12 protein-coding genes and 1 pseudogene are annotated in these 12,233 nt (G+C 63.3%); 8 read left to right on the forward strand and 5 right to left on the reverse strand.

Annotated elements, in window-relative coordinates; genetic code table 11:
• Positions 1 to 171: 171 nt before the first annotated feature.
• The gene (locus tag ACGFIS_RS33450; RefSeq protein ID WP_392973614.1) at positions 172 to 558 is read left to right on the forward strand and encodes a hypothetical protein; all 387 of its coding nucleotides are present in this window, start codon (positions 172 to 174) and stop codon (positions 556 to 558) included.
• On the forward strand, positions 558 to 917 hold the full coding sequence (locus ACGFIS_RS33455; RefSeq protein ID WP_392906076.1) for a DUF6086 family protein: 360 nt from the start codon (positions 558 to 560) through the stop codon (positions 915 to 917). The genes ACGFIS_RS33450 and ACGFIS_RS33455 overlap by 1 nt, the downstream gene beginning before the upstream one ends.
• Before the next feature lie 213 nt (positions 918 to 1,130).
• On the opposite strand, the gene ACGFIS_RS33460 is transcribed toward ACGFIS_RS33455, so the two are convergent.
• Together ACGFIS_RS33460 and ACGFIS_RS33465 are read right to left on the reverse strand one after the other, a co-directional pair.
• Positions 1,131 to 1,397 (reverse strand): hypothetical protein, encoded by a 267-nt coding sequence (locus tag ACGFIS_RS33460; RefSeq protein ID WP_392906075.1) that lies wholly within the window; start codon positions 1,395 to 1,397, stop codon positions 1,131 to 1,133.
• 83 nt (positions 1,398 to 1,480) lie between these two features.
• Positions 1,481 to 1,870 (reverse strand): ATP-binding protein, encoded by a 390-nt coding sequence (locus ACGFIS_RS33465; RefSeq protein WP_392906073.1) that lies wholly within the window; start codon positions 1,868 to 1,870, stop codon positions 1,481 to 1,483.
• 106 nt (positions 1,871 to 1,976) lie between these two features.
• On the opposite strand from ACGFIS_RS33465, the gene ACGFIS_RS33470 reads away from it, so the two are divergent.
• The 6 genes and pseudogenes from ACGFIS_RS33470 to ACGFIS_RS33495 all read left to right on the forward strand — a co-directional run bounded on the left by ACGFIS_RS33470 (position 1,977) and on the right by ACGFIS_RS33495 (position 6,656).
• On the forward strand, positions 1,977 to 2,789 hold the full coding sequence (locus ACGFIS_RS33470; RefSeq protein ID WP_392906071.1) for a helix-turn-helix domain-containing protein: 813 nt from the start codon (positions 1,977 to 1,979) through the stop codon (positions 2,787 to 2,789).
• A complete protein-coding gene (locus tag ACGFIS_RS33475) occupies positions 2,786 to 2,977 on the forward strand; it encodes a DUF397 domain-containing protein (RefSeq protein ID WP_392906070.1) in 192 nt (63 codons plus the stop codon). Before ACGFIS_RS33470 ends, ACGFIS_RS33475 begins: the two co-directional genes overlap by 4 nt.
• Before the next feature lie 373 nt (positions 2,978 to 3,350).
• Positions 3,351 to 3,935: an HD family hydrolase gene (locus ACGFIS_RS33480; protein ID WP_392906069.1), complete on the forward strand. Its 585-nt coding sequence runs from the start codon at positions 3,351 to 3,353 to the stop codon at positions 3,933 to 3,935.
• A 481-nt stretch (positions 3,936 to 4,416) separates the two neighbouring features.
• Positions 4,417 to 4,797 carry a plasmid mobilization protein gene (locus ACGFIS_RS33485; protein WP_392973671.1) on the forward strand — a complete coding sequence of 127 codons (381 nt, stop codon included), beginning with the start codon at positions 4,417 to 4,419 and terminating at the stop codon, positions 4,795 to 4,797.
• Positions 4,798 to 4,993: 196 nt separating this feature from the next.
• Positions 4,994 to 5,230, forward strand: a pseudogene (locus ACGFIS_RS33490) (relaxase/mobilization nuclease domain-containing protein); the annotation flags it as partial.
• A 1,228-nt stretch (positions 5,231 to 6,458) separates the two neighbouring features.
• Positions 6,459 to 6,656 (forward strand): DNA-binding protein, encoded by a 198-nt coding sequence (locus ACGFIS_RS33495; protein ID WP_392906068.1) that lies wholly within the window; start codon positions 6,459 to 6,461, stop codon positions 6,654 to 6,656.
• 1,874 nt (positions 6,657 to 8,530) lie between these two features.
• On the opposite strand, the gene ACGFIS_RS33500 is transcribed toward ACGFIS_RS33495, so the two are convergent.
• The 3 genes from ACGFIS_RS33500 to ACGFIS_RS33510 are packed head-to-tail and all read right to left on the reverse strand — an operon-like array spanning position 8,531 to position 12,070.
• Positions 8,531 to 10,039, reverse strand: a complete 1,509-nt coding sequence (locus ACGFIS_RS33500; protein WP_392973616.1) for an RNA-directed DNA polymerase — start codon at positions 10,037 to 10,039, stop codon at positions 8,531 to 8,533.
• A complete protein-coding gene (locus ACGFIS_RS33505) occupies positions 10,029 to 10,601 on the reverse strand; it encodes a flavoprotein (RefSeq protein ID WP_392973618.1) in 573 nt (190 codons plus the stop codon). The genes ACGFIS_RS33500 and ACGFIS_RS33505 overlap by 11 nt, the downstream gene beginning before the upstream one ends.
• Entirely contained in the window at positions 10,598 to 12,070 is a 1,473-nt protein-coding gene (locus ACGFIS_RS33510) for a helix-turn-helix domain-containing protein (protein WP_392973620.1), read from the reverse strand. Before ACGFIS_RS33510 ends, ACGFIS_RS33505 begins: the two co-directional genes overlap by 4 nt.
• Positions 12,071 to 12,233 lie beyond the last annotated feature (163 nt).

A 12,233-nucleotide genomic window follows, 5' to 3' on the forward strand; every position in this document is an offset into this window, starting at 1 on the left:
GGGCCCCACCCGCTACTTGCGAACCCCCAAACCCGCCTACCGGACCAGCGACCCCGCAGGTCACACCCTCATTTCACGACCTTGCCGGATCCCTGCCCCCTGCCCCCCGCAGAAACTGGCGAGAATTCCGCGCCCCCAGAGGCTCAAGGTGACCAGGGCGGGGACAGTGGTATGGATGCGGAGGGAGACGGTACCGGTGAGGGCGCAGCGAGCAAGCCCACACGGTTGGAAGGGCGTAGAGACTACGTCGTCGACGATCCGGCCGTGCCCGGTAGGACGATCACTGATATCGACTGCATCGAAGACGGGGTGCTGTGGGAAGAGAAAAGTGCGACCAACGCTGGCGACATCGAACGATGGGTGGCCAAGCACATTGACAAGAAGTTCTCATCTTATCTCGATGCGCGCCAGTACATGGTCGACTACGAACAAGCGCCCATCGGTTTTCGCTTCACCAGTCCCGGTGCCGATCCCTCATTTCGATCCGAGGTAGAATCGGCAGTCGAGAGGTTGCGTCAAGCGAATCCAAACGAACAGATCATGCTGGAGTGGTCATAATGGGTTACATCTTCGACATCGACGACGAGACCGTGTGGAGCCCATCACTGTGGGTCGGGCAACTGTATGTCAACCTTGCGGAAGCGATCGCCCGTACCCTAGAGCTTCCAACGGGCCTGGAGGCGGTTGCCGAAGATATGTACGACATCAACCCGTCTGTGTTTAGTGAATTTACGAGCGCCCTTGTGAAAAATTATTTTTCCACCCACCACGTCGTTGCTCAAGAGTTGCTGCGCGGTGTACTACTCACCTCCCTGGTGATGGTTCAACGAGGCGGCGTGGAGATCGCTCCCGACGGTGAGGAACAGACGTCCTTCTGGTCATCTATGCCAGAATTTGCACAAAGAATGCCGACCTGACTGCAAATGGGTGATGTCAGATCCTCTTGACGCTCCCTGTGCATCCGCCCCGTACCTCGGCGGTGCCCCGTCTCGCTGCCTCGGGGCGAGGCAGCAAGACGGGACGGACGGTGACGTGTGGCGGCCCGAGTTCCCCAGCCAGGGGCCGTGCAGCACCGCCGAGAATGAGGAACACTCTCCTAGCCCATTCCGTGGGGTCGTCCCTCCCGCGGCCTACCAGGTGCCGGGGAACATGCGGTGTCTGAGCAGGTCTTCGACCTGTTCGGCAGCGGCTTTGGTGTCGCCGCAGGGAGCCAGGTAGGCGCGCCGCCCGCGCTCGGCGTCGTGGTATCCCCATGCGCCGCCAGGAACGGCCAGGACGACCAACCCGAGCCCGACGTGATCGTCGGGGCCGCCGGCGTAGACCCATAGCAGAGGCACCGGGAACCCCTGCGGGCGGTAGAGCCGGACGAGGCGCCACCCCCGAGGCTCCAGAGCCACGGCCAACAGGCTCAGGAACGTTTCCGTCGTGGCGCGGCCCCGGTACGTCCGCCACCGCAGGACGTGCCGCTCAACCTGGACGTTCAGAGGGCGCAGATGGCCCATACGATCTTTCCGCCTTCCGTGATCGGTCGGGTTCCCCAGTCGTGCACGATCTGCGACATCAGCAGCAGGCCCCGCCCCGAGGTCGCCTCCAAGTCCTCCGGGCCGACCACCGGCAGCCCCGCTCCCTGGTCCCACACCTCGATCACCGCCAAGTCCGCGCGGACGTCGCGGAAGACACGAAGGATGATCTGACCCTCGCCGTGCCGGCACGCGTTGGTCACCAACTCGCACACCACCAGACGCGCCACGAAGTCGTCCGCGGAGCCCCACATCCGGAACTGCGCGGAAAGGAAATTCCTCGCCAACGCCGGCGCACTTTCGTTGGGGGCGAGAAGAAGAGTCGGGATTTCTGGGGCAGGTGCGGACATATCGCTACAACCTTCGGAACGTTGCCGGTTACTTCGGGTGTAAGGATGCTCGCTCTGAGCTACGCTCGCTACGTTCCGGAACCATCCGCAACAAACGGGAGAGGCCATGCTCGCGCGGGAGTCGCTCGACCCGTCAAGATCGATTTGGCACTTCATAGCGTGCCACCTGCGCCGCCACCGCAAAGCACACGGAATGTCCGGGCAGGCTCTCGGCGACCTGCTTGAGTGTGACCGTTCGACTGTTTCCCGCTACGAGTCCAACACGCTCAAGCTCAAGCGGGAACACGCGGAGATCATCGACCGTGTGTGGAACACCGACGGCATGTTCACGGCCCTGGTCGGGTTCGCCGAGCGTGCCGACGAGGGCAACTGGCTGCTGGAACTCGCCGAACTGGAGGCGCGCTCATCCAGGCTCAGGATGTGGGAGTCATCGGTCATCCCGGGGCTGTTCCAGACACCGGACTACGCGCGTGCCGCACTGAGCGCCGGAACAGCGGAGGATCTTCAAGCGACCCTTGAGCGGCGGCTGGCACGGCAGGCCACCGTATTCGGCAGGACGAAGCCACCACGAGTGACGGCCCTTCTCGGCTGGGCGGCAGTGTCACAAATCGTGGGCGGTCCGGACGTCATGCGCGGCCAACTCACTCGGCTGATCGAGCTGAGCGAGCTTCCCTTCATCAGCATCCGGATAGTGGAGAACAACGCGGGCGCGCATCCGGGCCTCGACGGCCCTTTCGTGCTCCTCACGGTCGGCGACCGGGACATCGCCTACACCGAAGCGGCGACGCGTGGCTGCTTCCTCATGGACCCGTTCGATGTGCAAGAAGTGGCAGTAAGGTACGACTTGATGAGCGACATAGCCGCCCCGGTCGGCCCAAGTCGGGCCTACCTGGAGGCCGAACTGGAGAAGTACACATGACCCAGTGGCGCAAGTCGAGCCGCAGCGGCACAGGCGGCCAGTCCAACTGCGTGGAGGTTGCGAATCTCTCTGGTGACGTCGGCGTACGCGACAGCAAGGACCCGAGCGGCCGCCACATCACCCTTCTGGCTGAGCGCTTCCGCCGACTGGCCGCCGACATCAAGCGCGGAGCACACGACCTCCCCTGACAGCCCATCATGCGATCACGACGAGAGCCCGTGAGTCGAGCGGTGCGGCGAGGGCTCTCTTACCGCAGACGGCCGAAACGTTCATGGTCGAGTTGCCCACTCGGTCATGGAGGGGCACGAAGCTGCCGGCTCATTTGGTGGGCAAGTTGGAGCCGACTAACGTCTACATCGATGTCGTCGCTCATACGGTCTGGGCAGTCCTGCAACACCGGCCCGCAATCGTCCATGACGAGCCCGGCATGCTCGGTCGGTTGCAGGATCGGGCGGCGCGGGTCCTGAACGGAGCCGCGATGTCCGTCCAGTCGCGACGGGAGTTGGAAGAGGTCCCTCTACGGTCTACGTATGGCGGACGGCCGTTAAGAGGAGGGTGAGCATGGCGAATGAGACGGAGCGGCTGGCGGGTTTCCTGTACGAGATCGGCCTTCTTAAGCGCTACAAGCGCACAGGCTGGCTCGTGGCAGGTGTGAAGGACCCCGAGAGCATCGCCGATCACTCGCTCCGTACGGCGGTCATCGCAAGCGTCCTGGCCGCGATGGAGGGCGCCAACCCCGAGCGCGCCGCGTTGCTCAGCCTCTTCCACGACACTCAGGAAACGCGCCTCACCGATATCCCTTATGTGGCCAAGCCGTACGTGAAGAAGGCACCCAACGAGCAGGTCACCGAGCGCCAGACACGCGGCCTGCCTGAGGTGGTCACGAGGATGATCTCGGGTGTAGTCGCGGAGTACGAGGGGAAGGCCAGCGCCGAAGCGATGTGCGCCCGCGACGCGGACAAGCTTGAGTGCCTCATTCAGGCCATCGAGTACCGGGAGCACGGCAATCAGAACACCGAGCCGTGGATAGACAGCTCACTTGCGCAGCTCCAGACTGCGTCTGCCAAGCGTCTCGCCGAGGAGGCGCAGAAGACCGGCTCTCTCGGCTGGTTCAAGCGAGCGTTGAACGGCGACGAGGGCGCGTAACAGCGTCCTCGTCCTGGGCATTCGATGGTGTTGCTGTACATCAGACATCCCGGGTTTGGTCGAACCTGGGAAGACCATCAGTCGAACGAGTACGGCTGCCCACCTCTTCGCAACCTACGACGGATGAAATCCCTCCCCTCGCCAGATCGACTGGACGAACCTGACACCGAGGACGTTCTCGGCGGTTCCTGTTCTTGCTGCGCAGACCGGGTAGTGGGTATTCCATCAGCAAGATGAACGGTGCGGTAGCGGCCGACAGTAAGCGTCAGAATCGGCTCGCCAATTGACATGAACTTGCCTTCGAGAACTGACGCATAATCAGGTCAATGCGGGATGCAAGATAGCTGGTAGAGCGCTACCTATTGTGGATAACTTCCGCTCGGAAGATCACACTGGCCAGGTGGGGACCGAGCGCGGTCCTTAAAGCCAGGAGCGGAGGTATATAACGACAGACAAGCGAGGCAACGGCAGGGCGGAGCCGCTGCAGCGTCGAGCGAAGCTCGGCGGTGGGCGGCGGCGAGAGCGGGAGCTGAGAATCCGTGTCAGCGACGTGGAGTATGAAGAGCTTCACGAAGCGGCGACGCGAGCCGGGCTCGCCTGCAGCGCTTTCGTCGTAAAGACCGTTCGCACTGCGATTCGCGAGCAGCGACCTGTGGACGGGGCGCTCGTGGCGTTGCATGCCGAGCTGCGGAATGCCAGCCGTCAGATCAACGCGGTCGGGGTGAACCTCAACCAGCTCGTGCGCCATGCCAATGCCTACGACGAGGTCCCGGAATCAGTGACGTGGTTGGCGGCGTACTGCTTTCAGGTGGTGCGGCGGGCGGAGGCCGTCGTCGTGGAACTCGGTAGGCGGCTGCCGTGATCGCGAAGGTCACTCGCGGCGCCGATGTCGGCAACCTCCTGCGCTACCTGTACGGGCCGGGCAAGGGCAACGAGCACGCCGACCCGCACATCGTTGCCGGGTACCCCACCCGGCCGCTTTGGAACCCACACGACGCGCGGACGGGAAGCGTGATCTCCGGCCGCTGGCCGAGGCGCTGCGCTCGCCCCTGGAGACGATGCGGCGGAGCCGGCCCGCTGAGCCGGTCTGGCAGTGCTCGCTCCGGACCGCCCCCACTGATCGTCCCCTGACCGATGAGGAGTGGGCCGACGTCGCCGAGGAGCTGATGCACCAGACCGGCATCGCACCACGCGGCGATCCCGAGGCGTGCCGGTGGATCGCCGTGCGTCACGCCGACGATCACATCCATGTCGTGGCCACACTCGCGCGAGAGGACGGCCGCAGACCCAACATCACCCGCGACTACCTCAAGGCCCGCACTGCGTGCCAGGTTGTCGAGCAGCGGTATGGGCTGTGCCGTACCGCGCCCGCGGATCGGACGGCGGCGCCGCGTCCTTCGCGTGCTGAGCTGGAACGGGCCCAGCGCGCTGGCTTGGAGGAGCCGCCGCGTGTTGCGTTGCGGCGGCACGTGGCCGCCGTTGCCGCATCGTCCGGCAGCGAGGAGGCGTTCTTCACCGGCCTGCGTGAGCGCGGGCTGGCGGTGCGGCTGAGGTTCAGCGTCCGGACGCCCGGTGAGGTGACCGGCTACGCCGTCGCGGTGCCCGACTACAACAACTCGGCGGGTGAACCGATCTTCTTCTCCGGCGGCAAGCTCGCCGCCGACCTCACCTTGCCCAAGCTGCGTCACCGATGGACGGACGGCGAGGCCCGCCGACCGACGGTCCGGTCGCGCAGGTGGACGCCGGGTTCGTCCGCCGACCACGAAGTGCGGGCCGCGGCCTACCGGGAGGCCGCCCGAGCGGCCGGGACGGCGGCCTGGCAGATGCGAACGCTCCATGATCCAAGGGCCCGCGCCGATCTCGCAGTGGCGACCGCTGACGTCCTGCACGTCACGGCGGACATCACCGGCAACCGCGAACTGGCCCGGGCCGCCGACGACTACGACCGCGCTGCCCGAGAACCGTTCGGTCGTCCGCCACCGGTCACTCCGTACGGAAGCGCCCTGCGTGCGGCAGCACGGACGCTTGCAATCGCCAACGTCGGCTGGGGAGATCGACGCGAGCAGAGAAGAGACCTCACCGTCGATCTGCTGTTCCTCATAGCGAACCTCGCCGACCTCATCGAGTCGGCGGCCGAACACCGTCTTGCCCAGCAGCGCCTCGCCCAAGCCGATGCCGCACGCCGGGCCGCAGAGAGGCTGAACGCCGTCCGACGGACGGAGCCCCGACCAGCTACCTCGGTGCCGCCGCACTCGATGCCTTCGGTCGCGCCATCCTCCACGCCCGCCACCAAGGCGCGGGATGCAGCGAGGCGGTCGACCAGGCCCGGAGCGCGATCAACCACGTTCACAGCAGCGGTCTGTCGCCCGGAGGCAGCGCAACACCGTCCCCCGCCCCCGTCGTCGAACCGGCACCTGCGGCCACGCTCCGACGAACCGAGCCACGAGCGAGACATCCCGAGAATGGGCGGCTGCGCACGAGATGGTTCGGCAACCCCCGGAGAGGGGCCGGAGCGTGAAGCAGATGAGCCAGGACGAGTTGCTTGCGCTCCCCATCACGGTCAGCGTCGAGACCGCAGCCCGTGCCATCGGGCTCGGGCGCACGCGCGCCTACCAGCTTGCCCGCCATGGACAGTTCCCCTGCAAGGTGATCCGCATCGGCGCCAGCTACCGCGTCGTGACAGTCGACCTACGGCGGCTCCTCGGCATCGAGCCGAACTAGCGAGCCGTCCAACGAACGAAGGTCCGGTTCCCGTCAGGGGGCCGGACCTTCCGTGTTGAGGGTGCCAGGTTCGTCGGCGTGCTGATCTCCGCCAGGGATGGTCAGACCATGATCACCGAGGTTCGTAGTTGAACCAGGATGCCGCCCAGACGTGCCAGATCCCAGTGAGGGTGACAAATGATCTTGAAAGAGGCACTCAAGATCGCCCCGCAGGGCTCTGACCTGGGGAAACGAGAGAGCGGGCGACGGGAATCGAACCCGCGTAGCCAGTTTGGAAGATATCGGTTCCCGATCTTGAAACCAGCCCTGATGCAGCTCGACAGCCACATCCCATGATCCGCAAGCGACCGTAGCACCCCCCTACCGACCACCCCAACGGGCACGATCAGGGCACGGCGTGGCACGTTGCGGCCACCCACTTTCGCCGAGGTGAGCGCAGTGCCACCGTTGGTGTTCTGGGGAGGTCATCATGTACGTCACCGCATGGAGCAACGGGGGAACGGGGTACGGCCTGGAGGTTCAGGAGAGCGATAGAGATCGCTACTTCGATCCCGCCTGGCAGAATGTGATTTTGGAGCTTTCCGGCCGTGGCCGAATAGACGTAAGAGTCTCGCCTTCCTTCTGGCGTGGGTGCCGTGAGCTACGGAGCGCTGAGATCGGTCGATGGCTCCATGCGCACAACCTCGCCCCCTGGCCACGGGGCCGGCGCCCTCGCGTCGTCATGGAGCATGTCACAGGCAATCAATTCGTCGTCCGCTCGCCGTCGAGTAAGTGAGGCGCAAGCACACGCGCACTTCCCTGAGCTTCCCGTCTGCCGTCGTCCCGCGCTCCGCGCTACCGGGGCTGGGCTAGGGGGCGAAGGTGGAGCGCCCCACTGGACGAACGACCTTCGCCCCCTAGCCCTGGTCTGGTAGATCTCCGATCGGGACGTCGGCAGACGGGAAGCTCAGGCTTCCTACCTCAACCCTCGGTGACCGTCACGGGCACGGCCGGGGCTTCCCAGAGTCAGAGTGCCCCCGCCGGAGGCAAAGAAGACCTCGGCCACGTGTGACGGGAGGACGGGCGGTGGCGCGACCCCGTGACCGCCGGTGGCTGGCGCACAGGGCGGGGGTGTCGCGATGCGCGGCCCGGCGCGGCCGTCCGGTGACCGGCGCCCACGCCGCACGCTCCGGGCGGCCTGGCGCGGGGCCGCGCAGCGGCCTGAGCGCTGCCGCCCCTTGATCTATAACAGCCCAATTCGGCAGAGCATCCAGTCCATAACTTGTCCTGTCCCGGACATGCTTGGTGCCTTGGTCATCAACTGCGTGACGCGTTATTGAGCTTCATTTCGGGGCAGCTCTTTACGGTAACCGTGTCCAAGTGGAGGATAAAAGTGCGACATACGCTAATTGCTTTGTCGGCAGTGGATGGCCCGAAGATTAAGGTCTCACCAATTAGACTGATGTCCATAGTCGACTTCAACTTCTTTCGAAGTTGCACGAGTTGAGTAGTTTTCCGAGCTTGAAGAGATGTCAGTCTCCCATTTCCATGTACGATCGCATTTCGGGCTTCGACTAGTGCCCTAAACTCCTGGGTCGCGCTGTCGCCTGCGATTTTAATCCCGAAACCCTTTTTGAGCCAATCTAGTCGCGTATCCCAAGTCCTAAGTATATCGTCATGCAGCTCGGCCATAAGTGCTGCACCAAGAGGGCTGGATCTTGCGTCGCTACGTGCGAGCAGCGAATCAATTAGTTGTACAACATGACTTTCAATGAGAGTCGCGCTAGAAGTCACTATCCATTCGATAGAGACGTTCTCTCTTTGTGCAACTTGCCGGGCGAGCTGGGCGAGCATGCTAAGACTGTTATCCCCGGATTCTGTCAGATAACTGAAGTCTATGGCTGTGCCCATGCTGCGGCCTCTCGATTCAAGGGATTGTCGTCCTCAATAGCGTTACGAATCTCCCTTGCCATGTTTACTTGGCGTGCGGCCGCCGCGCTGAGAGCTGGTTGGGTCATCGGTGAAGCTTTTCGGTAGAGCGACCCAAGTTCGCTGCTCGTAAGCTTGCTATCGATAGCGCGAATCCATGAAGCGTGAGCTCTCACCACCTCATGGCGGTCGGAGAGTTGAAGTGAGACCCATTCACTGATCTCAAGCGGTATATCACCCACCTTTGCGTTCAATTTCTCGATAGTATCAAGGAACCACAACTTCGCCCAGGGGCTTTGGCGTCCCATGTTGATTAGAGAGCGGAGGGTGCTCCAGTGATCCTCACTTGAACGCTCCGCTCGGCTAGCCACGTATCGACAGACATGTTCCAGTCGCTGGGGATTATGGAAAACGAAGTCCCTCAGCAATCTGTCGTCGAGGCGTTCGTCATAATTCATGCAAACAATCAGCGCTGTCAGTAGGGGGCCTTGAATAGGGTTGTTGACTTGTGTTTCTGGCTCCGACTTTTGAGCCTTCGACCACCAATCATGCAGTATCTTCCAGCAGGCCGCATGTAGTGCTTCTACGGCTCCGGGCTCAATCTCTTCCTCCTCCCATTCCGGCCCTTCATAAATTCCGCCGCCTACTGCAACGCGGATAATCTTAGTGAGTGCTCGTCTTGCATTGCGAAGATTTGCGTTTAGGAAATTAGCGTCAGCTTGCTGACGTGAGATGAGGGTTGCCTTCTTGTAAATCGCAGTCTTCTGTGATGAAAGGATCAGGCCGAGTTCTCTCGCGTACTCGGCTGCATCTTCTATTATTTGATTTGCCTGGCTCCAGCCTTCTGCGCAAACCCTAATGTCGTCAGCATAGCGAAACACTGATCGTCCGTCGCGGACCAATCGACGCTCAAGAACACTCAGGTATGCATCGGCCAAGCGATCGCTTGGATATTGCATTTGAGGCAACCCTCGCGGTCGTCCAAACAGTTCCTGTAGAAAAGCTACGGTGGCTTCGCATGTGTCCACCTTCATTGAGCGAAGTAGGAGTTCGTCCCGCAGATATGCGTGATCGATGTACTCATAGCAAGAAGCGATGTCTATCTCTGCAACGTAGTCTTGTTGGCCGTCAAGACCGAATGCCTGATATTGGTTGTACTTTGCGCCGCCACGTGAGGATTCAGGTAGGTCGTCTTCTAGATTCTTTACTAGGGCGCCGTATAGGGTCCGACTGGCCGCGGTCGTGAGAGTGACTGGGCGCGGGCCAAATCCCTTGCGAGGCATAGTTATCGTTTCGCTGATAATCGGACTTCCGGCGGCCAAAGAGGCTTTCGCGTACGAGACCAACTGCCCGGCGGCGTTCTCAAGGCACCGATCGGAGATGAGAAGGGGAAGATGATCTAAGGATGTTGTCGTCACTAGGCTGGCGCTGGTTGCAAGATCAATGTTCGCTAGCAGGCTCGGCTTAGCCTTCATCCTGGCCTCCGGTGAACGTAACCTGATCGACTTCCTCTATGGCCAAGTGCCAAGGAAAAGCATCTTTGTAGATACTGCCCATACCGGCGGGGTGGGGTTGGATCCCGTTGGGGCCCAGGAGGATGCGGACGCGCTCGGTGCGAAGTATATTAATGCTGCGTTGGAACGCGCTGCGGTCTGCTAGGGCCGTGTTGATAAAGGGAAGGACTGCAACGGGGATTCCTAGTCCTGGGGCTTCGGCGAGGATTCCTAGGGCGTAGGTGTCGCTGATGCCGTTGGCCCATTTGTTGATGGTGTTGTAGGTGGCGGGGGCCACGATGATGGCGTCTGCTTTTGGGGAGCGGGGCTCGCCTGGTTTGCGGTATTCGCTGCGGACGGGGCGGCCGGTTTGGGCTTCTAGGGCCTCGGCGTCGATGAAGTCTAGGGCTGAGGGTGTGGCGATGATCTGGACGTCCCAGCCCCGTTGGTGGGCGAGCGTGACGAGTTTTCCGACATCGCCGGCGGGGCCTGCTGCGCACACGATGACGTAGAGGACTTTGCGGCGGTCGGGCTCGTCGGTCACAGATGCACCCCGATCTCGGTGGTGAAGTCCCTGAGTTGGCGTTTGGTGCTGGGTGGGGCGGTGACCATGAGGTCGCGCAGCATGCGGTGTACGGCGGGGCGGGCCGAGATCTCTTCGGGGGCCAACTGGTGGGCGACGCGTAGGACTTCGTATGCCTTGTCGTGCTTGCCCCATTGGGTGAGGGCGCGTGAGGTGTCGATCAAGAGTGTTGCTTTGCGCTCGGTGAGGGGGATGCGGTCCAGGTCGACGGTTCGGGCTTCCTGGATGGCGGCTCCGGCGTCGCCCAGTTGGAGGGCGATGTTGACGCGGTGGAGCTGGACGTTGGTGGGGCCGAATGCCGTCCAGCGGTGGTTGAAGTCTCCGCCGAGTTCGCGGCCTGCGTCCTGGGCCTCGTCCAAGAGAGCGGCGGCGGTGTGGCGGTCGGTGCGGTGTCCGGCGGCTACGGCTCCGCGTAGGAGTAGTGCGCCGTAGACGGACAGGAAATCAGGGGTGCGCTGGTCGGTGTCGCGGCCGATGCGTTCGGCGTAAGTGCTGGCGGTCTGGGTGGCTGCGCCGTGGTGGCCGTCGTTCATCAGGGCGTGGGTGATGATGCGGGCGCTTGACCCGATGATCGTGAGGTCCTGGCTGTTGCGGGCGGCCTGCATGCTGCGATCGGCGGCGACCCATGCCAAGCCTTCCTCGTCGAGCTTGAGCAGGATGCTTGCGGCGACGTGGTGGGCCTCGGCCGAGAGTGCTTCGGCCTGGAGGCGGGTGTCTCCCTCGTGGGTGGCGCATGCGGCGCGCAAGTCTGCCAGGAGCCTGGGCAGGGAGTTGATGACGGTGGAGTATTGACAGTCTTGGTAGGTGCGTTTGGCGGCGGCTACGGCCTTGGTCAGGCGGGGCATGCTGAGCGCGGCCGGGCTGGGGTCGCTGCTGAGGGTGGGGTAGCCGGCGAGAGCGGCGGCGAATGCCTCGACGCCTTCGAGGGGTGCGCCGTCGTCGGGTAGGTCGGCGAGGATGGCGCTGAACAGGCTTGCCCCCGCCAGCTTGGTGAAGGTCCTGCGGCGCACGGGGTCCCCTTCCTCGACGTTGGGCTCTACGTCCAGGGAACCCAGGAATGAGGCCGGAACCAACCCCGCGGGCTCATCCCGCGGTGTGATGACCGTCGCGTTCGTGCTGGTCGGCGGGGTGAGGTTACGGGGTGCCAGACCGAGTGTCATACGGGCGGCGTCGGGCATCTGGAGGCCGTCGGCGATGCGCTCGAAGACTTCCAGGGTGAGGATCTGGCGGCCGCCCTTCTTCATGGTCTCGCTGACCTTGGCTTGGGTCATGCCGCATGCGATCGCTATTTGGGTCTGGCTGGCGCCTGTGTACTGGCGCAACAGGTGGAAGACGGTTCGGATGTCTCGGGTGGTCAGGGCCTGGGTCATCTGCGGGCGTTGCCACAGTGATTCCGGGATGACGATCGGGTCTGACGCCCGTCCCGACATCGGGTCTCCCTCCGCGTGACTCGTCCTTGCTGAGCGTATATCCCGTCGCGGGATACCGCCTGGGAATGGGTGCCGGACCGAAATTCTTCGATCGTGGTCGGCATGACGCAGCAGCAAGGAACAGGCAACGCGGACTGCTCCCGGTGTAACGGCCGGGGTTGGA

This window comes from Spirillospora sp. NPDC048824 (assembly GCF_043198455.1).
Taxonomy (GTDB): Bacteria; Actinomycetota; Actinomycetes; order Streptosporangiales; family Streptosporangiaceae; genus Spirillospora.

Excerpts from the sequence above, each read along its gene's own strand:
- ACGFIS_RS33450 (WP_392973614.1), top strand. The coding sequence starts at position 172 with ATGGATGCGGAGGGAGACGGTACCGGTGAGGGCGCAGCGAGCAAGCCC.
- ACGFIS_RS33455 (WP_392906076.1), top strand. The coding sequence starts at position 558 with ATGGGTTACATCTTCGACATCGACGACGAGACCGTGTGGAGCCCATCA.
- ACGFIS_RS33465 (WP_392906073.1), bottom strand. The coding sequence starts at position 1,870 with ATGTCCGCACCTGCCCCAGAAATCCCGACTCTTCTTCTCGCCCCCAAC.
- ACGFIS_RS33470 (WP_392906071.1), top strand. The coding sequence starts at position 1,977 with ATGCTCGCGCGGGAGTCGCTCGACCCGTCAAGATCGATTTGGCACTTC.
- ACGFIS_RS33475 (WP_392906070.1), top strand. The coding sequence starts at position 2,786 with ATGACCCAGTGGCGCAAGTCGAGCCGCAGCGGCACAGGCGGCCAGTCC.
- ACGFIS_RS33480 (WP_392906069.1), top strand. The coding sequence starts at position 3,351 with ATGGCGAATGAGACGGAGCGGCTGGCGGGTTTCCTGTACGAGATCGGC.
- ACGFIS_RS33495 (WP_392906068.1), top strand. The coding sequence starts at position 6,459 with ATGAGCCAGGACGAGTTGCTTGCGCTCCCCATCACGGTCAGCGTCGAG.
- ACGFIS_RS33500 (WP_392973616.1), bottom strand. The coding sequence starts at position 10,039 with ATGAAGGCTAAGCCGAGCCTGCTAGCGAACATTGATCTTGCAACCAGC.
- ACGFIS_RS33510 (WP_392973620.1), bottom strand. The coding sequence starts at position 12,070 with ATGTCGGGACGGGCGTCAGACCCGATCGTCATCCCGGAATCACTGTGG.